This window comes from Phyllobacterium sp. K27 (assembly GCF_054796155.1).
On record NZ_JBTWND010000003.1, the window covers coordinates 174388 to 195936 of the forward strand.

At 56.1% G+C, this 21549-nt stretch carries 15 protein-coding genes; 4 read left to right on the forward strand and 11 right to left on the reverse strand.

Annotated elements, in window-relative coordinates; translation table 11 throughout:
- The first annotated feature begins 46 nt into the window (after positions 1–46).
- The 4 genes from ACYJL1_RS18635 (at position 47) to ACYJL1_RS18650 (ending at position 4147) form a co-directional block, all read left to right on the forward strand.
- Entirely contained in the window at positions 47–1255 is a 1209-nt protein-coding gene (locus ACYJL1_RS18635; protein ID WP_460898426.1) for an ABC transporter substrate-binding protein, read from the forward strand.
- A gap of 69 nt (positions 1256–1324) precedes the next feature.
- Positions 1325–2227 (forward strand): carbohydrate ABC transporter permease, encoded by a 903-nt coding sequence (locus ACYJL1_RS18640; RefSeq protein ID WP_460898427.1) that lies wholly within the window; start codon positions 1325–1327, stop codon positions 2225–2227.
- Positions 2228–2237: 10 nt separating this feature from the next.
- The gene (locus ACYJL1_RS18645; protein WP_460898428.1) at positions 2238–3050 is read left to right on the forward strand and encodes a carbohydrate ABC transporter permease; all 813 of its coding nucleotides are present in this window, start codon (positions 2238–2240) and stop codon (positions 3048–3050) included.
- Between the two features lie 11 nt (positions 3051–3061).
- Positions 3062–4147 (forward strand): ABC transporter ATP-binding protein, encoded by a 1086-nt coding sequence (locus ACYJL1_RS18650; protein WP_460898429.1) that lies wholly within the window; start codon positions 3062–3064, stop codon positions 4145–4147.
- On the opposite strand, the gene ACYJL1_RS18655 is transcribed toward ACYJL1_RS18650, so the two are convergent.
- From ACYJL1_RS18655 to ACYJL1_RS18705, 11 genes are all read right to left on the reverse strand, one after another.
- On the reverse strand, positions 4125–5387 hold the full coding sequence (locus ACYJL1_RS18655; protein ID WP_460898430.1) for an MFS transporter: 1263 nt from the start codon (positions 5385–5387) through the stop codon (positions 4125–4127). The two genes, ACYJL1_RS18650 and ACYJL1_RS18655, sit on opposite strands and share 23 nt — an antisense overlap.
- Complete coding sequence (locus ACYJL1_RS18660) at positions 5387–7534, reverse strand: TonB-dependent siderophore receptor (protein WP_460898431.1); 2148 nt, start codon at positions 7532–7534, stop codon at positions 5387–5389. The genes ACYJL1_RS18655 and ACYJL1_RS18660 overlap by 1 nt, the downstream gene beginning before the upstream one ends.
- A gap of 190 nt (positions 7535–7724) precedes the next feature.
- Positions 7725–9269 (reverse strand): aldehyde dehydrogenase family protein, encoded by a 1545-nt coding sequence (locus ACYJL1_RS18665; RefSeq protein WP_460898432.1) that lies wholly within the window; start codon positions 9267–9269, stop codon positions 7725–7727.
- A 12-nt stretch (positions 9270–9281) separates the two neighbouring features.
- Entirely contained in the window at positions 9282–10172 is an 891-nt protein-coding gene (locus ACYJL1_RS18670) for an NAD(P)-dependent oxidoreductase (protein ID WP_460898433.1), read from the reverse strand.
- A gap of 137 nt (positions 10173–10309) precedes the next feature.
- On the reverse strand, positions 10310–11215 hold the full coding sequence (locus ACYJL1_RS18675) for a LysR family transcriptional regulator (protein ID WP_460898434.1): 906 nt from the start codon (positions 11213–11215) through the stop codon (positions 10310–10312).
- A 73-nt stretch (positions 11216–11288) separates the two neighbouring features.
- On the reverse strand, positions 11289–12449 hold the full coding sequence (locus tag ACYJL1_RS18680; protein ID WP_460898435.1) for a M20 aminoacylase family protein: 1161 nt from the start codon (positions 12447–12449) through the stop codon (positions 11289–11291).
- A 61-nt stretch (positions 12450–12510) separates the two neighbouring features.
- Positions 12511–13026, reverse strand: coding sequence for a hypothetical protein (locus ACYJL1_RS18685; protein ID WP_460898436.1), 516 nt, complete (start codon positions 13024–13026; stop codon positions 12511–12513).
- A 15-nt stretch (positions 13027–13041) separates the two neighbouring features.
- A complete protein-coding gene (locus ACYJL1_RS18690) occupies positions 13042–13836 on the reverse strand; it encodes a DUF3100 domain-containing protein (RefSeq protein WP_460899158.1) in 795 nt (264 codons plus the stop codon).
- Positions 13837–14075: 239 nt separating this feature from the next.
- Positions 14076–19373: an autotransporter domain-containing protein gene (locus tag ACYJL1_RS18695; protein ID WP_460898437.1), complete on the reverse strand. Its 5298-nt coding sequence runs from the start codon at positions 19371–19373 to the stop codon at positions 14076–14078.
- A 20-nt stretch (positions 19374–19393) separates the two neighbouring features.
- On the reverse strand, positions 19394–19975 hold the full coding sequence (locus ACYJL1_RS18700; protein ID WP_460898438.1) for an outer membrane protein: 582 nt from the start codon (positions 19973–19975) through the stop codon (positions 19394–19396).
- Positions 19976–20413: 438 nt separating this feature from the next.
- Positions 20414–21466, reverse strand: coding sequence for a helix-turn-helix domain-containing protein (locus ACYJL1_RS18705; RefSeq protein ID WP_460898439.1), 1053 nt, complete (start codon positions 21464–21466; stop codon positions 20414–20416).
- Between the last annotated feature and the right edge of the window lie 83 nt (positions 21467–21549).

A 21549-nucleotide genomic window follows, 5' to 3' on the forward strand; every position in this document is an offset into this window, starting at 1 on the left:
CCAAGCAAGAAGCAGGGCAGCCGGACCACCCCTAGAGGAGGAAGCAATGAAGCCTATTCTAAAATGGATAACAGCCGCATCCCTGCTCATGACCGGCGCAGCCGGGGCCGAGCCGGTGACCCTGGATGTTTGGACCATCGATCGCCCAGATCAATATATGTATTTGGTGAAGGACGAGTTTGAAAAATCCCATCCTGACATCAAGCTGAACCTCAAGACAGTGCAGTTCCGCGATATGGTCAATGATCTGGCGCGGGCAACGGCCACGGGCGAGTCTCCTGATGTGACCTATATCGACAATCCCGAAGTTGCTCTTTTTGCCTCACGCGGATTGCTGCTTGATCTAACGTCGATGCTCGATGAATCGAAAGTCATCAAGAAGGAGGAAATTTTCCCCGGACCTCTTTCCTCCGTCACATGGGATGGAAAGATCTATGGTGTCCCGCGCGGCGCAAACACGCTTGCGCTTTATTACAATGCCGACATGTTCAAGGCCAAGGGGCTTGATCCCGACAATCCGCCAAAAACTTGGGATGAGCTTTACGATGCCGCCAAGAAACTGAGCGACCCGGCCAAGAATGTCTATGGTCTGGCATTTTCGGCCGTGGCCACCGAGGAAGGCACTTTCCAGTTTCTGCCATGGTTGCAAATGGCAGGCGGTGACTACAACAAGGTGAACACTGAAGGTGGCGTCAAGGTCCTCGACTTTTGGGGCAAGCTGCTTGATGAAAAACTTGCCTCGCCGGACACTCTGATCCGCGGCCAGTATGACTCAACCGGCACGTTCAACTCCGGCAACGCAGCCATGGCGATCTCCGGCCCTTGGGAGTTACCCCGCATGAGCCGCGATGCCAAGTTCGACTATCGGGCGGCTTTGCTCCCCGTACCACAGCAAGGCGCAACGCGCGCATCCGCCTTGGGCGAAGGCGACAACGTCATTCTTGCCAACAGCGACCACCCGAAAGAAGCGTTCATTCTGCTCGAATTCCTGTATGGCAAAATGCCTGATGTGTGGAACCGTTTCGGCTTCCTGCCAGCAGCAAATATCAAATCCAATAACCCAAACACGCCTGCCATTTACAAGGTCTTCGAAGAGAGCATGCAATATGCGCGCAATCGCGGACCGCATCCCGAATGGCCAAAGATTTCCAAAGCCATTTACACCGCAATCCAGTCATCGCTGACCAAGAAAAGCGATGCAAAAACGGCGCTCGATACCGCGCAAACGCAGATCGACAGCATTTTGAGCAAATAGATTCGTCTTCGCTCTTTCCTTCATGCGGAAGAGCGAAGCTCATTTATTCGGCGGCGAGCGGAGGACGCTATGCAAGGCATTATGAGAACCATCCGGGATGGCAGCGGTTTTGATATCCTGCTGCTCGGGCTAGCCCTCGTTTATCTGATCACCTTCTCGGCTTTTCCGATTATCTACAATATCATCATGTCACTGCAGACCGTGGATATGTTCACGATCACGTCCTTCAGCCGGCCTTTCGTCGGCCTGCAAAACTATTACGATATTTTCTCGCAGCCCATTGCGGGTTCCGTTTTCTGGAACACATTAAAGTTCGTCGTGCTGTCGATTGTATTCCAACTGTCCATCGGGTTTGGACTGGCTTTGTTTTTCCAGCAGGATTTTCCCGGTGCTACCTATCTGCGAGGCCTTTTCCTGGCCGGATGGATCATGCCCGCACTTGTCGTCGGCGCCATCTGGAAATGGCTTTTCGCTGGTGATTTCGGCGTCATCAACTACATGCTCACAACGCTTGGCCTTGCGGATGAGCGCATCTTTTGGCTCTCCGACCCGGATTTTTCCCTCTATGCTGTTATCATTGCCAATGTCTGGTTAGGCATTCCCTTCAATATGCTGCTTCTTTCGGTCGGGCTTGCAAGCATACCACGCGACGTCTACGAGGCCGCGGAGCTCGATGGTGCCGGCCCCTTCGAGCGCTTCAGGTCGATCACGCTGCCCTTGATGCGCGCCCAGCTTGGCGCAGTCATTTCGCTCGGCGTCATCTTTACTTTGCAGCAATTCGATCTGATCGCCGCACTGACGCAGGGTGGTCCGGCAGACAGTTCCAATGTGGCACAATACTGGTCCTGGCAGCTTTCCTTCCAGACCTATGAAATCTCGCTCGGCAGCGCCGTCTCCGTCCTCATGATCATTTTCGTTATTCTGGTTGCAGCGGTCTATGTCCGCTCGACCCGTCACGAACACAGCTATTAGGACAGGAAAGATGAAACGTACGATCCTCCTCGTCATCGGCCTGTGTGTTACGGCCATTTACCTCTTTCCGCTTTACTGGATGTATCTGACCGCCTTTAAAGGCAGCAATGAAATCTTCCGCTATCCGCCAGGCTTCTGGCCGAGCGATCCGCAGTGGAACTTCCTGAATATCTGGAAGAACCGCGATATGGGCCGCTATATCTGGAATTCGCTTTTGATCGCCGTGGGCGTGACATTTCTGGTGACAATGCTGGGAACGGGGTGCGCCTATGTGCTGGCGCGGGTGCGCAATGTCTGGATGGATATCGCTTTGTTTGCGATCCTCATGATGCAGGTCCTGCCCTCATCCTTGATGGTGACGCCTATATTCGTGATGTTCAATCAGATCGGGCTTCTCGCCACCCCAAGATTTGCTGTTATTCTCGCGCAGGCGGCCAAGATGCTCCCTCTTTATATCGTGCTTTGCCGCGCAACCTTCGTGCAGCTTCCGCGTGAACTGGAAGAGGCAGCGCTTGTCGACGGGTCATCGCGCATCGGCGCCTTTTTCAGCATCATGCTGCCCTTGGCGCGCAACGGTATCCTGATCACCTCCGTGCTGATCTTTCTGCAATCCTTTGGAGAATATGTCTACGCGCGCTCGCTGATCGCCAAGAACGAACTACAGACCGCAACCGTAGGTTTGCAGACCTTTATGGGACCGGAGGCCAATGACTGGAACGGCATTATGACTTATGCGGCGATTTATGTGACGCCGATCCTTATCGCATTCATGCTGTTGCAACGACGTATCGTCAGCGGTCTCACCGCCGGCGCGCTCAAGTGAGGTCAACCACCATGCTCCAGATCGAGATCGACCACCTGAACAAGCATTATGTCGGGTTCCATGCACTCAAGGACATCAACATCGCCATCAAACAAGGCTCGTTCGTGGCCTTGGTCGGGCCATCGGGTTGCGGCAAGTCGACATTGCTGCGCACCCTTGCCGGGCTTGAAAAAATCAGCTCCGGCGATGTTCGTATTGCCGGAACAAGCGTTATCGGCAAACCACCGCGCGAACGTGATGTCGCCATGGTTTTCCAATCATACGCGCTCTATCCGCATATGGATGTCGAACGCAATATGAACTATTCGATGCGGTTGAAACGCCGTCCCAAGGATGAAATTTCGGAACGCACCCGAGAGGCTGCCGAAACTTTGGGGCTTGGTGGTCTTCTTGACCGTTTGCCCAAGGCACTGTCGGGCGGTCAACGTCAACGCGTAGCTATGGGCCGGGCCATCGTCCGCAACCCCAAGGTCTTTCTCTTCGATGAGCCGCTCTCCAATCTCGATGCGGCCTTGCGCGTTCATATGCGCGGAGAAATCCGCAAGCTTCATGAGCGGTTGCAGGCGACATCCGTATATGTGACCCATGATCAGGTCGAGGCTATGACCATGGCAGATCATGTCGTGGTGATGCGATCCGGCGTGGTTGAACAGCAGGGTAGCCCTCTGGATCTTTACGACCATCCGGCCAACAAATTTGTTGCCGGATTCATCGGCTCGCCTGCCATGAACTTCCTGCCTGCCACGGCCAGAGACGACAGACAGATTGTATTCGACAAGGACCACACGCAGTCTATCAGGCTAGACCGCCATGCAGAGCCGGGCCGGAAGCTGTGGATCGGCTTGCGGCCCGAGCATCTCTCGCTGGAGGCGGGTTTGAACAGCGTGGAACTTGAAGCGGTCGTAACAGGCATTGAATCAACCGGCAGCATGACTTTCGTCGTGCTTGATGTTGCCTCCCAGCCGGTGATTATGGCCCATAGCGGCAGACCCGCAAACAGCAAGGGTGAAAAAGTCCGCCTGCATATCTCTGCGGACAATATCCATCTGTTCGACCACGAAACAGAATTGGCTATCACACCACCCCAGACGACCTAATGGAACGCGTTGGTAAAGCCACACTGCCTTTACTCATCAACCAGAATATTGCTGGTGCAGCCGCAACAGCAATCCCCGCTGCGATCGAAAAGAAGATCGTGTAGCCGAGGTGCTCTGCAATCCAGCCAGCGCCAAGACCGCCGATCATGCTGACCATCCCGTCCATACACTGGAAGAGCGTAAAGTCGACGCCAGCCTGTTTCGGGTCAGACCAGCCCATGAACTGGGAATAGAGGGCAACGAAACCGACAGACATTACTCCGGAGGAACTCGCAATGGCAATCGCGATGACGACGGGCTTGGACACGCTCCCATCGAAATTGAAAAACGCGAAGGCGAAAAGCAGACTGGCCTGTAAAAGAATCGTCAGGATCAGCACAAAGCTCGCCCCCCATACTCGCACAAGTGCGCCGCCAAGAAGAGCCCCGCCGAAACCGACCAGCATGCTTCCCAGCCCGTTCAGAACTCCTATCGTCGCAAGATCGAAACCATAGTCTATGAGAAACGGGCCGAGCATGGACAGGCCCCATTTTTGTGCTGCAACGTAAATCGCCGCGATCAGAAGTCCTTTTCGGACCCGGGAGCGCCTGAGCGCCACCATCAGCGATGGCGTATGATCGCGAATCTCGACGCTCGCACGTGCAGGCGGGCCGAAAATAAAGGGCATGCCGAGAACAAGCACGAGGAGCGCCATGATATAGACCGCAGGACTCCAACCCATCTTGTCAACAAGGACGAGGAACAATCCCGCTCCGATTGCGGAACCGAGATAGGCGCCGCCTACCTGCGCGGCGTTTCCCCAGCCATGATGTTTCTTTGCCAGCGACTCCACGGCATAGCCGTCGCAGGCTATATCCACCGTAGAGGTCACGAAAGCGATGAATGTCAGGCAGAACAGCACCGGCACCAGAGGCGACGGTCCGGTCAGACCCATGGAAGCAAGACCGGCAGCGCACAGAATTCCGCCAACAAGGACGATCAATTGCGATCGATTGCGCCCAACCGGCGGCAGCCTGAAACGCTCCACATAGGGCGACCAGAGGAATTTCGCCGCCCACGGCAGGACCGTCAGGTACAAAAGCCCGATCTGGTCGAGCGGCAAGCCCTGATCCCGCAGCACAGCGGGAAGCCCCAGCATCGTCAACCCGCCAATGACGCTCTGGGCAACATAGAGGCCGCCAACTGCGACAAAGACCAGGATCGGCGAGGGATTGGTGGCTGGCGCGCGATCCCCTCCCATCAGAAGCGATACCGCATGCTGGCGACGACTTTCCTGCCTTCATCGAAATAGCAAAAGCCCGTGGTACAGATCTGTTTGACCTCGTTCAGCAGATTGGTCGCATTGACCTGCAAGCGCACATTTTCAAAGCTGGGATCCAGCTTGCCGAAATCATAGCGGATGGATGCATCGACGAAGGTGCGAGCCTTGTTGTCGAGAACAGGCGTATGGACATTATCTCCGAAACTCGAGCCGACGTAGCGCACACCTGCACCAACCCCCAACCCGTCGAGCAACCCCTCCTGGAAGTCATAATTCACCCAGAGCGAGGCCATGTGATAAGGAGAGGAATTGAGTGTCTTGCCTTCCGTTTCCGGTGTCAGCCGGGTTATCTCGACATCATTGTAGGAATAAGAGGCAATAAAGCTCAGCCCATTGTCCAGCGACGCCGTTGCTTCAAGCTCGAAACCGCGGGATTTGAGATCGAGCTGCCTGAGGAGATTGGTGCCCGACGAGGTTTCATAAACCGAGGCATTTTTCTGGTCGATGTTGAAGACCGCAGCGGTCAGCAGGATATTGGTGTCAGGCACGGCATATTTTACACCGGCTTCCACCTGCTCGCCCAATGTCGGCCGCGCCTGCTGTGCAACGCTGCCCACGGTCTGGATAACGCCGGGGTTGGAGACAAATGATGTGCCGTAGCTGACATAGGGCGTCAATCCGAACGGCGTAACATAGGCAAGCGCAACGCGTGCGGTCGTTTCGCTGTCGTCGCGTGCATAGCTGGCGTCGCCGGGCGTATATTCGCTGTCTACCCAGTCATGGCGCACTCCAACCGTCAGTCGCCAGGCATCATAGGCAATCTGGTCCTGAGCATAAACGCCGATGGACCGCTGCCGCTGCATCTCCTCATAGGTGATTTCCGGAACGTAGGTGTGATCGTCGGTAAAATTGTCCGGCCCACTCCCCTGCCGGGCGGTATATTTCATATAGCTGTAGTCAATACCGGTAACCAGTTGATGCTGGAGTGCTCCGGTGTCGAAATCGCTCTTCAGATAGGTATCCGCCGCCAGGCCGCTATTGTCCTCATAGCCGATACCGGGAAAGTCCTCGAAGACCCACTCCTGCCGCATGGACAGGTCGGAGTAGCGCAGCTTGTGGTAGAGTGTCACTGAATCGGTAAGAGACTGTTCCAGTTCATAACCGATGCGCCATTGCTTCTGGCTGAAATCGTTAAACCGGCCATCGCCGCCATATTCGGGTGTCGCGCCTATCGATGTGCCGCCGGGGCCGTATTTGTTCACGTAGCCCCATGTCCCGCCGGTGGTGCTGTCCATATATTCGCCGAGAACGGTCAGCTTGGTGCCGTCATCCGGCTGCCATGTCAAGGCGGGCGCTATGAACAGCCGGTCGTCCTTGATCGCATCAATCTCACGTCGCGCATCACGGGCAACGCCGGTCAGGCGATAGAGAAGCGTATTGTCGTCATTGACGGGCCCGGAAAAATCAAAGGCGCCCTGAACCCGGCCATAAGAACCGTACTGAATCTCGACCTCACGCAGTCTTTCCTCCGTCGGCCTTTTTGAAACGACGTCGACAATACCGCCCGAACTGCTTGCCCCATAAATCGAAGCCGCCGGGCCCTTCAGTGTCGTGATCGCCTCCAGGCCGTAGGGTTCAAGCCGAAACAGCCCGTTGGGGCTGCTGATCTGGCGCAAGCCATCGCGAAACACGCCCGTATAGGTGAGATCAATGCCGCGAATCTTGAAGGAATCGAATCTTGGTTCGGCACCAAACAGGCCGCCACGTACGCCCGGCGTATAATTGAGAGCCTCAACAAGATTTTGCGGCTTGATGTCCTGCAATTGCTTCTGGGTCACCGTTGACAGCGAAACCGGTGCCTGCGCCACAGGTGTATCGGTTTTCGTGGCGGTTCGACCAGACTTGGCTACATAACCATCCGATTCGACGATGCCTTTGACACCATCGGCTCCACCATCAATCACGATCGTCTCAAGCACGATGGAACCATTGGCGGCAGGTTTCGTTCCGGGCGCTGCCCCCGTTGTCTGTGCCTGCGCCATGCCATTATAGGCAAGCAGCAACATGCTGCCGAGAGCGACCGATGCAAACCCGCCGCATCCCGTCTTGTCGTTCGTCTCTGTCATCTGAACCCTTCACTCATTCACGTCTCACGAGCGCTTCGCATCGCCTGTCTACGTAAGAGGATCACATATCTTGATCCTCACACTCACCTTTTGGTTAGGCCAAGCCGGATGAGTTTGCAACAATAAGTGGAGTAAATTTGTATACTTTTTTCAAGGTTAGGTTCAGATGTCTCAGTTGGGCATTCTTGCCCTACGCCTCAGGCGAATAACCGAATGTGACGGCGGGGCTCTCGGCGGTTTCCACCCAGACACTTTTGGCTTGAGTGTAAGCCATCAAGGCATCCTTGCCACTGGAGCGGCCATAACCGCTACGCCCAAAGCCACCGAATGGCGACATCACCGAAATTGTCTTATAGCCATTGATCCAGAATGTACCTGCCCGCACCTGTGCAGCAATCCGATGCGCCCGCGCGACATTCTCGGTCCATACAGCACCGGCCAAGCCGTATGGATTGTCATTGGCAAGAGCGATTGCCTCGTCTTCGTCCTCAAACGCCATAACGGCGACGACCGGGCCAAACACTTCTTCCTTGGCGATTGTCATTGCCGGATCGACCTGATCCAGAATCGTGGGCGCATAATAATAGCCACCGCTGGCGTCGAGAGCTTCCGGCTTCTTGCCGCCGGTGGCTAGCATTGCACCATCGGCCACGCCTTCACGCACCATCTGGTCAATCTTCGACCACTGCCGTTCATTGTTGATCGGACCGATATGGGAATTGTCGTCGTAAGGATCGCCCACAACAATACGGCTTGCTGCATCTGCATAGCGTTCGACAAACTGCTGATGAATGGAGCGATGCACCAGCAGGCGCGAACCTGAAACACAGCTCTGGCCTGCTCCGCTGAAGATCGCCGACTGGGCACCGATAATCGCGCGATCAATATTGGCATCAGGAAACACGATATTGCCCGACTTGCCGCCCAGTTCCAAAATGCAGGGAATGACGTTCTTTGCAGCTGTGGCCGCGATGGCCGAACCAGCCTGTGCCGAGCCAACAAAGACCACCAGTCCGGTGCGCGGATGCGAAACCATCGCCTGTCCGGCAGTCAGTCCCTGGCCCGCAATCACATTGACGAGGCCCCGCGGCGCGCCACCCTGCTCGCACATCAAGCCCAGGATCAATGTCGAAAGCGGTGTCAGCTCCGATGGTTTGATGACAACTGCATTGCCTGCACAGATTGCCGGTGCGATCTGCCAGCCGCCGGTAAACAGTGGCGCGTTCCATGGCGTGATTTGCGAGACCACACCAATCGGCTCATGACGCGTATAATTGAGATGGCTGCTCGGTACCGGAATGACATCGCCATAAATCTTGTCGCACCAGCCGGCATAATATTCGAACATCTCGGCAACACGTACAGCCTCACCACGGATATCGCGGATCGGACGGCCCGCAGAACGGCTTTCAATCTCGGCGATCAATGGCGCATGTTCACGAATACGCCGGGCGATTTCGTTCATCACGCGGCCACGTCCGGAAGCGGTCAGCGCCATCCATTGGCGCTGGGCGCGCGAGGCACTATCCATCGCCGCATCGATGATCGACTGATCGGCGTCCTTGAACGAAGCAAAAACCTTGCCTGTTGCCGGGTCGGTGAGGTTTTGGTCGTGACCGCTGCCAATCATTATCTCCCCATTGACGAAACTGCCGATTTCGCCACCGGTGAAAAACGTCTTGTAAATTTCAGCGATACGCGCTGCCCGCGCATTTGAATCAACTGGATTTGTCATCGCACTATCTCTTTAGTTCGAGGGTTCAGGCCGGAACGCACCCATGCGGGTAAAGTCGTCGCTATCTTTTAGATGATCGGCTTGCGCCCATAGCTTCGCCACCACCGAGGTCAGCGGATTTTCAGCACCGGTCCGAGTCGCCATTTCCTGTGCCAGACGCACATCCTTGCGCATCAGCCCCATCGAAAAACCGCTATCGAAGCGTTCATTCATCACCCATGTGGGGAAATGCACTTCGCTGATCATCGACTTGCCCGATGCGGCATTCAACACGCGCAATGCTGATTCCGGGCTGATACCAGCAGCCAATGCCATTTTGAGCGCTTCACTGGTTGTTACCATATGGGCAGCGGCAAGCATATTATTGACGAGCTTGGCAACATTGCCCGCTCCACTTGGGCCAACATGCAAAGCCTTGGCCGACATGGCTTCGATCACCGGGCGCGCAAGCGCGAGATCGGCATCGGTGCCGCCAATCATCATGGTAAGCGCACCGGAAGCGGCACCAGCGGGACCTCCGCTCACCGGCGCATCAAGAAACCCATGCCCCATCGCATCGAGTTTCGCAGCCAGAGCGCGGCTGACATCTGGCTCCGAAGTGGAGGTATCGACGATAATCACGCGACGACCGCCCGCCGCATCCAGCAGATGACTATATTGATTGACCGTGTTTTCCACATCGCGCGCGGTCGGCAATGAAAAGACGAGAAAATCGGCCTTTTCAAAAAGCGGGTCGAGCGTATCGGTCGGTTTAACATTCGCTTTTTCAGCCAATGTCTTGCGCTCTGCTGAAAGGTCAAAACCCAGTGTGGTGAATCCCTTCGATGCCAAAGTGTGCGCCATGCCAAGGCCCATGCTGCCAAGACCGACCACGCCAACCGTGAATTTGGTTTCTTCCACCATTATGGGCACTCCTCCGTCAAATCCCTGCGAACATGGGATCGCAATTTGCTGAAAAGGAAGCTCGCACCAAAGTGGAATCACGCATAGCTGGTTTAGCGGCAACACAGTGTTACCGCCGGAGCAACATGCGAAAATGTCTAGCGGAATGCAGCCATGTTGGCGGCCAGAAAATTTCCAAGCCGCTCGACCGATAAAGGCAAACGGCGGCGCGCACGCACCATCAGGTGAGCGCTGGCATCGGCAAGCAGAGGATCTGACAATTCCCGAACCACAACGACACCGCGTTCCAGTTCGGTTGAAACTGCAAATCGTGGCAGGAAAGATATGCCAAGACCGGCAATCACAAATCGCCTCAGAACATCGACAGACGATGTTTCGACAAGAGGGGCAAGGGTAAAACCGCTATCGGCGGCCACCCGCGCGACGAGTTGCGTGATGCCGTGGCCTTTGCTCAAAAGCGCGTTGGGTATTCCAACACAATCGGCCAGAGACAGATTGTCCTTGTCAACGAGAGGATGGCCAGGCTTGGTCACCACGCATAGCGGCTGGCGTGAAATGGCAAGCGAACGCAAGCGCGTATCAATCAGGGGATTATACGCAACGCCGATATCAGCGTCACCATTTGCGATACTGTCGAGCACGCCTTCACTACTATCAAGCTCCAGCTCATATTGAACTTCAGGATGGAGAGTAACGAACGTCCCCAGACCATATTGGAGAATGTCGGCCAGAAAGCCCTCGCCGCAACGGATGCGAACCCGTCTTTGCTGGACACCTTTGAGCAGGCCAAGCTGCTCGGCCAGCAGGTTGCTTTCCTCAATCACCCGCTTGCTGTGCTCCAGCACAAGTTCGCCCGCTTCAGTGAGGATCATTCCACGCGCGGTGCGCTCAAACAGCGCCAAACCAATGGATCGCTCCGTATCGGCGATCTGCCGACTGACAACGGATGGTGCAACATTCATATGTTCTGCCCCGCCTCGGATCGACCCGATCCGGACGACGGCCATGAATGTGCGCAACTCTTTAGCGTCCAGTGTCTCCATGAGACTATGTTGCTTAGCCAGCATCACCAGTCAAGAAACGATGCAAATTTGGCAACACCTAAAGCCTAGGGCTCTAGGCAGGTGCAAGCGCCGTTTTCACCAGCTTGATCCAGAAGTTTGCGCCGATCGGCAGGATCGCATCGTTGAAGTCGAAATAGGGCGAATGCAGTCCCGGATTTTTCCCATCGCGACGCGACCCAAGCCAAAAATAACAGCCGGGCTTTTCCTCAAGCATGAATGCAAAATCTTCCGCCGCCATGCTGGGCGCGACATCGACCACGCTCAAGCCCAACTCAGGTGATTGCGCGATTTTGCGAATGAACGCCGCGTTTTCAGCCGTGTTGATCGTGGACGGATAGCGCTCCTCATAATGAAGGCTCGCCGTACACCCAAAGGCATTGGCAACAGATGTGGCGATTGTTTGCATACGCTCCGCAATGGTCTTGCCGACTTCGGCCAGAAACCAGCGCGTGGTGCCGCGAATGATCATGGTTTCCGGAATGACATTCCAGGCATCGCCGCCATGCATCTGCGTAACCGAAACAACTGCTGATTCCAGCGGCGACACATTTCGGCTGGCAATGGTCTGCAAGGCTGAAACGATTTGCGCTGCCGCCACCACAGGATCAACGCCCTCATGCGGCATCGCGCCATGGGCGCCTTTACCTGTCACTTCGATCTCGAAGACCCCAAAAGCCGCCATCATCGCGTCATCGCGCGCAACGCAAGTGCCGACATCCAGTGCTGGCCAGTTGTGAAGCCCGTAAATCGCATCCATCGGGAAGTCGTTGAACAGGCCCTCGCGCACCATTTCACGGCCTCCGCCTTCATTTTCCTCAGCAGGCTGGAAAACGAAATGAACTGTACCGTCAAAATCAGTTTTGCTCACCGCTTTGGCTGCGGCAAGCGCCATGCTGACATGGCCGTCATGCCCGCAGGCATGCATCTTGCCAGCGGTCTGCGATGCGTAAGTCACACCACTTTTTTCCAAAATCGGCAATGCATCCATATCGGCGCGAATACCAATAGAACGCGTGGAACTCCCACGCGAAAGGCTTCCCACTACGCCGGTGCGTGCATAACCGGCCCTGACTGTAAAACCCCATTCCTGAAGCTTGTGTGCGATGAAAGCAGCGGTGTCGTGTTCTTCAAAGCCCAGTTCCGGATGGCGATGCAGGTGATGGCGCCATGCAAGAGCTTCTGCAATATCCGCTTCGCTCAAAAAATCAGACATCGGAAAGTCCTTTCTGGAAAACCCATGGCGGATGCTGAACCAGCACCCGCCATGCGGAACTCTAGCCCGTAATACGCAGTATCAAATCAGCCACGATCACAGAACCAAGATAAGTGCCAATCATTACGCAAATGGCGATCAGCACAATCTTCCAACCGGAGTGACGCGCAATCGCGAACTCCTTACTCGTCAATGCCAGACCGCCATAAGCCAGTGCCGGAGTAGCCAGCGCCAGGAAATTCAGATCGCCAACTTTGGCGACCACATAATCGGAACCTGGAACGCCAGGGATGGTGATTATGATTGCGATCAGCGAAATCCATGCCACGCTTGGCAGGTAGAAAGGCATGAAGCGGGCAAGCATCAGTCCGGCGATTGACGCCGCATAGAGAATGGCCATGCCCGGCAGTGCCTGCACTGGATGAATGCCGGTAGCAACCCAATTGGCGATCAACCCGAGAAAACAGGCGATAATCAAAAGAAGGGCGTTTTCGCCGATCTTGACCTTGCGTTCGTCAGTCGAATCGACAGACAGAGTCAGGCTATCAACCGTCTTTTTAACAGTATTCGAAGTCATCTTTTGTCCCCTTCCTCAAGCCGCATCACGATAGGCTTCGGGACGGCATTTTTTGTAGAGCCATTCCGTCAGCGGCAATGCCACGAACACGCCCACATAAAGACCCGTTGCATAAGTCAGAATGTTACTCGCCGCAGCCAGTGCAAGGATCAGATCCTTCTGCTCAGGCACCGCACCGACAAGACCGCCGGTACAAGCAGCAAGCATACTGCCCGAGCCAACGCCGCAAGACATGGCAAGCGCACGGAAATCGAACAGACCAAAACTGTGCACAATGGGTGGCAGCAGTGCGAAAATGAATGTGCCGATCAGCGTTCCGGTTGCATAAACGCCCATCGCTCCGGCGCCTTCCGGACTATCAAGGCCAAATTTGTCAGCGATCAGCGCCAGATTGGGCTCGCGGTCAATTGAATAGGTCGCGCCAACCGTCTCGCGGCCCATGCGCAACACAAATACCGCTATGGGAAACGCCACCGCGATGGTTCCCAGATTGCCCAGTTCCTGCAAAATAAGCGCCGGACCGGCGGCAATGATCTTTTCGATCTGCGGCCCGACAGTGGTGCCGAATTTCGCGATGAATGGCATAATGGCAATGGTGATCATCGTGCCGGACAGTTTGACCGAATCTGACTTCAGTACTTTGCCGGTTGCCTTCAGAATATTCGGATTGAGCACCACGCCCAGCGTAAATGCATAGAGCATTGGCAGAAAAATAACCGCACCGATACCGATTGAAACTTTCTGGATCCCGATCAATTCCGAAACAAGAATGATACCCAGTACGAACGCATGCAACCAAATATGTCGCATCGCAAAAACATTATACCCCGTCACGTAGCTCTCCCAATTTCTGCCCCATTTACTCTTTGCGCTAATATGAAGAGTTTACCTTCCTCTTCCAGCCACCCATGACGCAACACTGCGTTGCTGTCATCGCAACACAGGACTCACGACTCAAAGGCTTCTTATACTGCGGCAAGCGCAACTGATAGCGACGTGCACTTGTTTATGGTTGGAAGAATCTGGACTGCATACTCAATGCCGGACGATTAGAATCTGATACCGAATTTTGCATTGAACCCGTGATCGCGCGCGCCGTTACCGAACTGCCCCTGGTAGGAGATGGCAAGACGCGCCTCAGATGTGAGGTCGAGTCCGACGCCAGCATCAAGGACAAGAGCATCCCGTGAGATGGGATTGCCTGCGACAGTGAACGCGTCGGAACCGACGAAGGCATGGCTGGCGGTGGGCGTTTTATCGCCAAAGGCATGCCGCCAGCCGAGCATGCCGGTGAGGCTGATGCGCATATCGCCGACCTTCACATTCCTCTCGGTACGAAGGCCTATTGTGGTAAAGGTCGTATCGGTTGCCTGCCCGGACGCGGTGAGAGCGGCTGCCCCACCCTTTTCTCGATAGTTGTCAGTATCAACTCGCACATGGGCTAGATTGACGAATGGCTCCAGCCGGGCGACCTGCGCATCAATGCCATACGCGAGTTCGCCGAAGGCCTGGAAGGTGTCAGCGCTATATGTTGCAGAAGGGCGGTCGGCAAATCCGGTAAAGCCAACGGCACGGCTGGTGTCGATATCATGCCAGCTATAGGCGAGGCCGGAACGGAAGCTTAAGTCGGCCCATCTGGAACCGGCGTAAAGCCCGACATGGTAGTTGTCGCTGGAAGCGGACGAGGCGCGATTATCGGCAGTGAAGGAGGAATGGCTGTAGCCCGCCAGAAGTCCGAGCCGCCATGTATCGGTTATCATGCCGTCAAGACCACCGACAAACCCGCCGGTCGAACGATCAAGAGCGGCAGCATTGCCGTCACTGTCGGTCGCTCCCCAAGAGCCGAACCCGGTTCCCCAAAAAGCTGCGGCGGGAAGGCTGGGGGCCAGCACCGGGCGTGACGTGGCTGAAACGCCGACACCCTCGAAGACCGTGCGCAATCGATCATTGGCAGTATTGCGGATGTGACGGGAATCCTCGATCAGGCCCGTCATAACTGAAGCATGTATCTCGCCGGAAAGCTGGTCGAACGCCGAACGGGCGGTGATTTCATCGAGTTGGACGACTTTGTCATAAAGATCGTTGCCGATGCTCAGGCTGTCGAGTCCTTGGGCAGCAGCCCTCTGGTTGCGTGTCTCGGCGGCTTGCACAAAGGCGATGTCATTGCGGGCGAGCGTCAGTGTCACGTCTTGCCCGCTGTAGCCGAGTGTCGGGTCAAGAAAGGCAAAGTCAGATGTAACATCGCCAAAGACGCCACGCACTCCATCACCAGCACTCAGGATTGTATAGGTCCTGGCTGGGTCATAGGTGCCGGTCATTCCGATATGGGCGACAGTGCCGCCTTCCAGCGTGGCCGATCCGGTCACCTTGATCAGATCGCTCTCCGGTCCGCCGGGCGCAACCTCCACCTCGTAGCGCGACCCGGCCTCAAGAATGAGATCGCCATCAACCGTCATAGCACCGATGGAATTGCCCGGTGCCAATGTGGAGCCGGACGCCAGCGTCACCCTTGATCCTGCGCCCGAGCCGATCTTGCCGGAACCCTGCAACCGGCCCTCAGCGCCGATGAGTGCCGAACCACCAAGGTCTTCGTTGACGATCAGTGTTGTATTGGTGACTTCCGTCATCCCGGCAAACCCGAAATTATCGCCGCTCAGTTCTATCCTGCCACCGCCAGTAAGGTTGAGATTGCCCGTTCCCGAGATCGTACCATGGTAGGCCCCGTCATAGCTCTGGTCGAAGGTAAAGCGGGAGCCTGCGGCAAGATCCAGATCGCCGCCGAAGCGGTCAGCGGCGGAAACAATTCCGCCTTCTTCAATGCTCCAGTCAAGTGCCGAGACCCCATCAAGCGTCAGGGTTCCGGAACCACGCTTGATCATTTGACCGCTCGCGCCCAAAAGCCCGCCTATATCCCCGGCGAAACGGGCATCAGAGCTTTGGTTAAAGACCGCTGTCGCGGCATTGGCAAGATTGCCCCTGATCGAGCCTGCATTGCCGATGAGCGTTCCTTCACGAACAATCGTCTCGCGATAGTCATTGGTGCCGGTGAGCACCAGGGTGCCCTTTCCCGATTTGACCAGATCGGTCATGCCCGTGATCGAACCCGAGAAACTTGCCTTTGTATCCTGCGAAACAACAAAGGCGGCATTGGATGAACCCGTGATCGAGATATTGCGGGCGCTTGTCAGGTCGGCGGTGCTGGATAGAACGCCCCCGGAAAAGACAATATCGCTATGTGCCGCCCCGAACGCGCTATCTGAGGCAATCTCAAGCGTTCCACCGCGCAATTCCGTGCCGCCGGTATAGCTGTTGTCACCCGACAGGATCAGCGTACCGTTATCTGTTTTGACAAGCCTGCCATTTCCAGTAAGGCCCGCCGCGATCGTGGCTGAGACACCATTACCCTGCTGCGTACCATCGCCGACACGGATGATACTTTCGCTGCCTGCCCCGGCCAGTGCGATCGCATCTCCTTCGATGCGGTATCCGTCGGTCACGAACTGCATGCCGGTTGCGCTGATGGGCCCGGCACTGGCGTCCACGGTCACCGTGCCGGTCGCGCCCTGAAAGATCGCAAAGGTCGGCTTCGGCCGGAACGAACCATTCAAGCTTCCATCCATGCCCGTCCAGTTGCGCCCGTCTTCACGCCAGGTTCCGGCACCGCCATCGACGCTGCCATTGTCATGCAGCGCGGTGTTGCCGCCATCCCAGAAGCCAAGCTCTGCCCCCGCCGTCGAGACCAGATTGACAGAGCCGGCAGCGGCAGTCTGGATCAAAACATCGTTGGCACTAACACCATCTGGCGTTGCGCCAATGGAAAGGCCGCGATCTACAAACACGCCGCCATAGTCGATCAGCCGATAGACGCCGGCCCCGAAGCCACCAGCGTCGGTGATGGTAAGTGTCCCATCCAGCGTCAGGTCGCCGGTCACATTGAAAAGTCCGCTATCGCCCGAAGTGCCGAGGGTCACATCGACGGTCGAGTTGTTGCTGAGCGTCAGGCTGTCCATCGACAAAGTCTGGCCCTGAACGCCAATCAGGGTGCCATCTGCGATTGTCACTGCCCCGCCAATTGCGCCCATACCGCCCAGCCGACCACCCTGGGTGACGCTGACCGCGCTGGTATCATTACCTAGGCTGCCATCGACCAGCAGGTGACCGCCCGCAATCGACACAGGTCCGGCAAAGCTCGAACTATCTGCCAAAAGCCGTGTCGTGCCAGCACTCACGCTGACCGGGCCTGAACCGATAATCGCAGGCGCAAATTCGTAGTCGGTTCCGGTATGATTGAAGTGCAGTGTGCCGTCGCCAGCTCCAAACCGGACTTCGGACGTGTTCAGCGTACCACCGGCAATCGCCGGCTGACCAGCAGCGGCACCGATATTCAATGTACCTGTGCTGCCAGGATTGGCGGCGATCGTAATCTGCGATGCCGAAACCGTACCGCTGTTCGAGACGGTGAGCGTGCCGGCGCCTGAAAGACCGAGATAGAGATTACCGGAATTGGACCAGAACGAACCCGCGCCTGTCACCGCTACCGTACCGGCAGAGCCTGCACTGGCTCCGATATAACCAGCCCCACTCCCGACTCTGCCACCATTGGCAACGGTCAGATTGGCAGCACCCATATAACCGACACCAAGGCTGTGCCCGATCGTCCAGGCGGAGCCTGTACCCATCACCATCACCGTTCCGGAAGAGCCGGGATTGTCCCCGATCCAGCCCACCACACTGGTGATCACACCGCCATCCTCAATGTTCAGTGTACCTTCTCCGGTATTGCCGACCTCGAGCACATTTCTCATGGTCCAGGACGAACCAACACCATTGACATTCACCGTGCCGTTTGAGCCGGCAAAGTCGCCCACAATCCCATCGAAGCTGGATACACTGCTGCCGCCCTTTATCTCCAGCTCACCCTTGCCAAAAACGCCGACGAAAACGTCCAGAGAACTGGACCACGATGTTCCCTCTCCTGAAACTGTTACTTTGCCAAAGCCATCAGTACCGTAGCCGACAAAACCGGCTCTACCGGTAACCACTGTTCCGCCCTGCTCGATTAATAGCGTCCCCGTGCCTGAGTTGCCAAGATTGAGGTCACCCAAATTGGACCACATGGAGTTTTCGCCAGTCACAACGACTGCACCATTGGTGCCAGTGCCGGTACCGCTGCCGATGACCCCGTAGCCATTGGTGACTGTGCCACCATCTTCGATCAGAAGCGCGCCACTGCCTCCAGCATCTCCAACAAAAAGACTATGCGCGCTGGTCCATTGTGAACCAGCGCCAGTGACGTTGACATGCCCTTCGGCACCGGCACCTGTACCAACATAACCGAATCCATTATTGACCGTGCCACCTGCCTCGACAGACAGCGTGCCCATGCCACCACTGCCGATTACGAGATCGTCGACCATGGTCCATGCCGAGCCGGCATCCTTCACCGTCACCGTGCCAGTGGAACCGGCCTGAACACCGATGCTGCCGCCCTCACTGCTGACTGTACCGCCCTGCGCGACGGTCAGTGTGCCAGTCCCGTAATTGCCGACAACAAGAAATTTGTCGTTTGTCCACGCTGAATCGTCGCCGGTCACCGTTACCTTGCCAATCGAGCCCGGGCTGAAGCCGATATCACCTGTCGTGTTGCTGACAACACCGCCATCCTCAATTGATAATGTACCTTCAGCCACTTGGCCGATAACCAGCCCGCCACTATTTTCCCAATGAGAGCCGCTACCGGATACGGACACCTTTCCGATGGAGCCTAGGTTCGCACCTATATAGCCAAAATTGTTTGTGACCTTACCGCCATTCGCAATATTGAGTGCACCACTTCCCATATATCCTACGGAGAGATAATTGGTATTTTCCCAGGTCGATCCGGCCCCGGTCACTGTCACCGCGCCAGTTGAGCCTGGATTATTGCCGATATATCCGCTTTGGACGTTGCTGACGACGCCGCCATCCTCGATATTAAGCGTGCCTGTTCCGAAAAAGCCTACATATATGCTGCTGTTACTCAACCAGCCCGAGCCAGAGCCCCTCACCGTCACCGTACCCTCGCCACCGGCCTGGACGCCAATCTGGCCGTACGTGCTGGTGACAATCCCCCCGCCTTCCACCGTCAGCGCTCCGGCACCGGAATCGCCGACATTGAGAACACCCCCAACATTCCAGACGGGTGATGTCGCGGGCGAGGGATTTACGTCTCCCGACGTCATGACACTTTGTGCCTGTGCGGAAACGGTGGTTGCCAACCCGGCAAGGCAGGACACAAGAGCGGTGGTTGCCAGAAGCGGCCAGGAACGCTTGGCCGCAGCGGTACATTTGAATACAGGGTTGATCATCTTGCTTGTGCCGCCGGGAACTAGAATTTGACGCCCAGGCCAACCTTGACCGCGTGTTGGTCGACATCGACATTGATGCCCTGAATATCCTTGTCTCCATAGTCATTATAACGGTAATCAACACGACCAAAGATCTGGTTGGTGAACGCGTAGTCCAGACCGGCACCGATCGTGTAGCCGTTGAAGGTCTTTTCCTCCTTGCCAAGGCCCGGCACCTCCACATAACCGCGTGTTGTTGCCCAGCCGGCCGCGGCATAGATCAGCGCCTGATCGAAGGCATAACCGACACGGCCGCGCACCGATCCAGCCCAATCGGTACCGAAATCAGCGCCGAAAACTTGCTGCTCATTCCAATTGTATTCCAGGTCGGCTTCGATGCCGACCACCAGATGATTATCGAACTGATAATTATAACCAGCGAAGCCGCCGAGCGTGCCCCCATTGGCGTCTTCGGATCCGTTGATGCCAAAACCGGAGAACTCACCGTTGGCCCAGCCACCTCCGCCCTGAACCCCGATATATGCGCCGGACCAGGTAAAGGACGCTTCTGAAATCGGGGGCGGCGCAGAGTTGTCGAGGGTTACATCGGCGGCCATTGCCATCGACGCGCTCAGTACAATAGTGGTGGAAAGGAGGAATGTTCTCACGGTGTCGTACTCCGATGTCGAGGTGAATGGGAATTGAATGAAGTGATAGTCTTTCCGAGAGCTCGAAGTCGTTTCGGCTGTGCTGACGTCTGGGGGAAGAAATGTACCCATGCACACGAGATGCGCCCCTCCCACCAGTCCCGACAGTATTTCTCCCCGCTCCCACCTACTCATCCCCGTTGCTCTACTTTGCGAAAAGCTCTTTGGTCACACAGCAATCACCGTGGCCTGCTGAAAGGCAGGGACGGAAACGCCAGCCGTATTATTGGTGGGGCAAGGAAAACAAAATATCGAGAGGAAGATAGAGCTTGGTGCAGCGCGATCATTCAATCTATCAGGATGCGCATAATTCACCGGCCAGAATGCTCCCGTCACGCAAACCAGCCATTCCTGTCATAGTCCCCAACGAGAGGCTCGATGGAACCAGCTGAGCGATTCGCTTGCTCCGGCGAGCCAGCTTCTCTGGGCGACAGCACGGGCTTCGCGAGGCGTCATGCCATAGGCACGATAGAAGGCACGCGTAAAATTCTGTGCGTAGGGAAAGCCATGCTGCTGACTGATATCGGCAATCGACTTGTGGGCCTGTCCCCTGTCGCGGAGCGCCTGGCGGGCCAGATGAAGACGTCGTCTTTGAATATAAGAAGCAACCCCACCTTCTGCGGAAAAAAGATATGCAAGTTTGCGGAGCGATATGCCGAACAAGCCGGCTAGCCGTTCCGGCGAGATATCCGGCTCCAGGACATGCGCATCGATATACCGGCAGATGTCATTGAACTGCGCAGCGGCAATACCGCGTGAGACATCTTCTCGCGGGGCGCCATTGAGAGTGGCGGCAATGAGTTCTACCGTGGGAGAAACCATTGATGCAGCTTGCATCGCATCAAGCACAGGCAGAGCGCGGAACAGATTGTTGATGTGATTGCGAAGCAGGCTTACCAGAGGATCACGGCCATCTATAACCCGCATGTTCTGCTCGTCCGGCCGGTTCAATAATGGTGCGAGCAAGGGGCGGGGCACGAAGAGGGTGATGTTGGAAAAATCTGACGCGGCCCCTGCATGAGCCTGTGCTGTATCGTGAACGATCAGATCTCCCGCTCCGGCCTGCGCTTCCAGAAGACCATCCTGTCGCCGCCACAGGCCTTCCATAAAGAATTGCACTTCGAAGTGATCAAAACCGTCCGTACCAATGCGATAGCTGGAGCGGCTGAGCTTCTGCCCTACACTCGCGCAGTAAGTCAACAGGATGTCCCCGAAGCGGAACGTACAACCGTGGGTGAAGAATCTGTTCGGTTCAGTAATGTAAAAATCGTAGAGGGAACCGGCCGATTCTTCCCAGAATTCCAGTGCCTTTTTCTGGGAGAGAGGACGCGTATCGATGTTGAACAGAAGGACTGACCGGTCCGGCTTCGTTCGCATCATGCCCGCTTCGTCCAGTTGAATTTTCATACCTATCGCGACCGAAAATGTCATAAGTGATTCACTTGTAGACTGGCTTGTCCATTTATACCAGTTGCGAAAACTTCAGCTAA

What these genes read in the sequence shown, in the direction of transcription:
- ACYJL1_RS18640 (WP_460898427.1), top strand. Translation starts at nt 1,325, where the DNA reads ATGCAAGGCATTATGAGAACCATCCGGGATGGCAGCGGTTTTGATATC.
- ACYJL1_RS18670 (WP_460898433.1), bottom strand. Translation starts at nt 10,172, where the DNA reads ATGGTGGAAGAAACCAAATTCACGGTTGGCGTGGTCGGTCTTGGCAGC.
- ACYJL1_RS18695 (WP_460898437.1), bottom strand. Translation starts at nt 19,373, where the DNA reads ATGATCAACCCTGTATTCAAATGTACCGCTGCGGCCAAGCGTTCCTGG.
- ACYJL1_RS18665 (WP_460898432.1), bottom strand. Translation starts at nt 9,269, where the DNA reads ATGACAAATCCAGTTGATTCAAATGCGCGGGCAGCGCGTATCGCTGAA.
- ACYJL1_RS18635 (WP_460898426.1), top strand. Translation starts at nt 47, where the DNA reads ATGAAGCCTATTCTAAAATGGATAACAGCCGCATCCCTGCTCATGACC.
- ACYJL1_RS18655 (WP_460898430.1), bottom strand. Translation starts at nt 5,387, where the DNA reads ATGGGAGGGGATCGCGCGCCAGCCACCAATCCCTCGCCGATCCTGGTC.
- ACYJL1_RS18660 (WP_460898431.1), bottom strand. Translation starts at nt 7,534, where the DNA reads ATGACAGAGACGAACGACAAGACGGGATGCGGCGGGTTTGCATCGGTC.
- ACYJL1_RS18685 (WP_460898436.1), bottom strand. Translation starts at nt 13,026, where the DNA reads ATGACTTCGAATACTGTTAAAAAGACGGTTGATAGCCTGACTCTGTCT.
- ACYJL1_RS18690 (WP_460899158.1), bottom strand. Translation starts at nt 13,836, where the DNA reads ATGCGACATATTTGGTTGCATGCGTTCGTACTGGGTATCATTCTTGTT.
- ACYJL1_RS18680 (WP_460898435.1), bottom strand. Translation starts at nt 12,449, where the DNA reads ATGTCTGATTTTTTGAGCGAAGCGGATATTGCAGAAGCTCTTGCATGG.
- ACYJL1_RS18675 (WP_460898434.1), bottom strand. Translation starts at nt 11,215, where the DNA reads ATGGAGACACTGGACGCTAAAGAGTTGCGCACATTCATGGCCGTCGTC.
- ACYJL1_RS18650 (WP_460898429.1), top strand. Translation starts at nt 3,062, where the DNA reads ATGCTCCAGATCGAGATCGACCACCTGAACAAGCATTATGTCGGGTTC.
- ACYJL1_RS18645 (WP_460898428.1), top strand. Translation starts at nt 2,238, where the DNA reads ATGAAACGTACGATCCTCCTCGTCATCGGCCTGTGTGTTACGGCCATT.
- ACYJL1_RS18705 (WP_460898439.1), bottom strand. Translation starts at nt 21,466, where the DNA reads ATGAAAATTCAACTGGACGAAGCGGGCATGATGCGAACGAAGCCGGAC.
- ACYJL1_RS18700 (WP_460898438.1), bottom strand. Translation starts at nt 19,975, where the DNA reads ATGGCAATGGCCGCCGATGTAACCCTCGACAACTCTGCGCCGCCCCCG.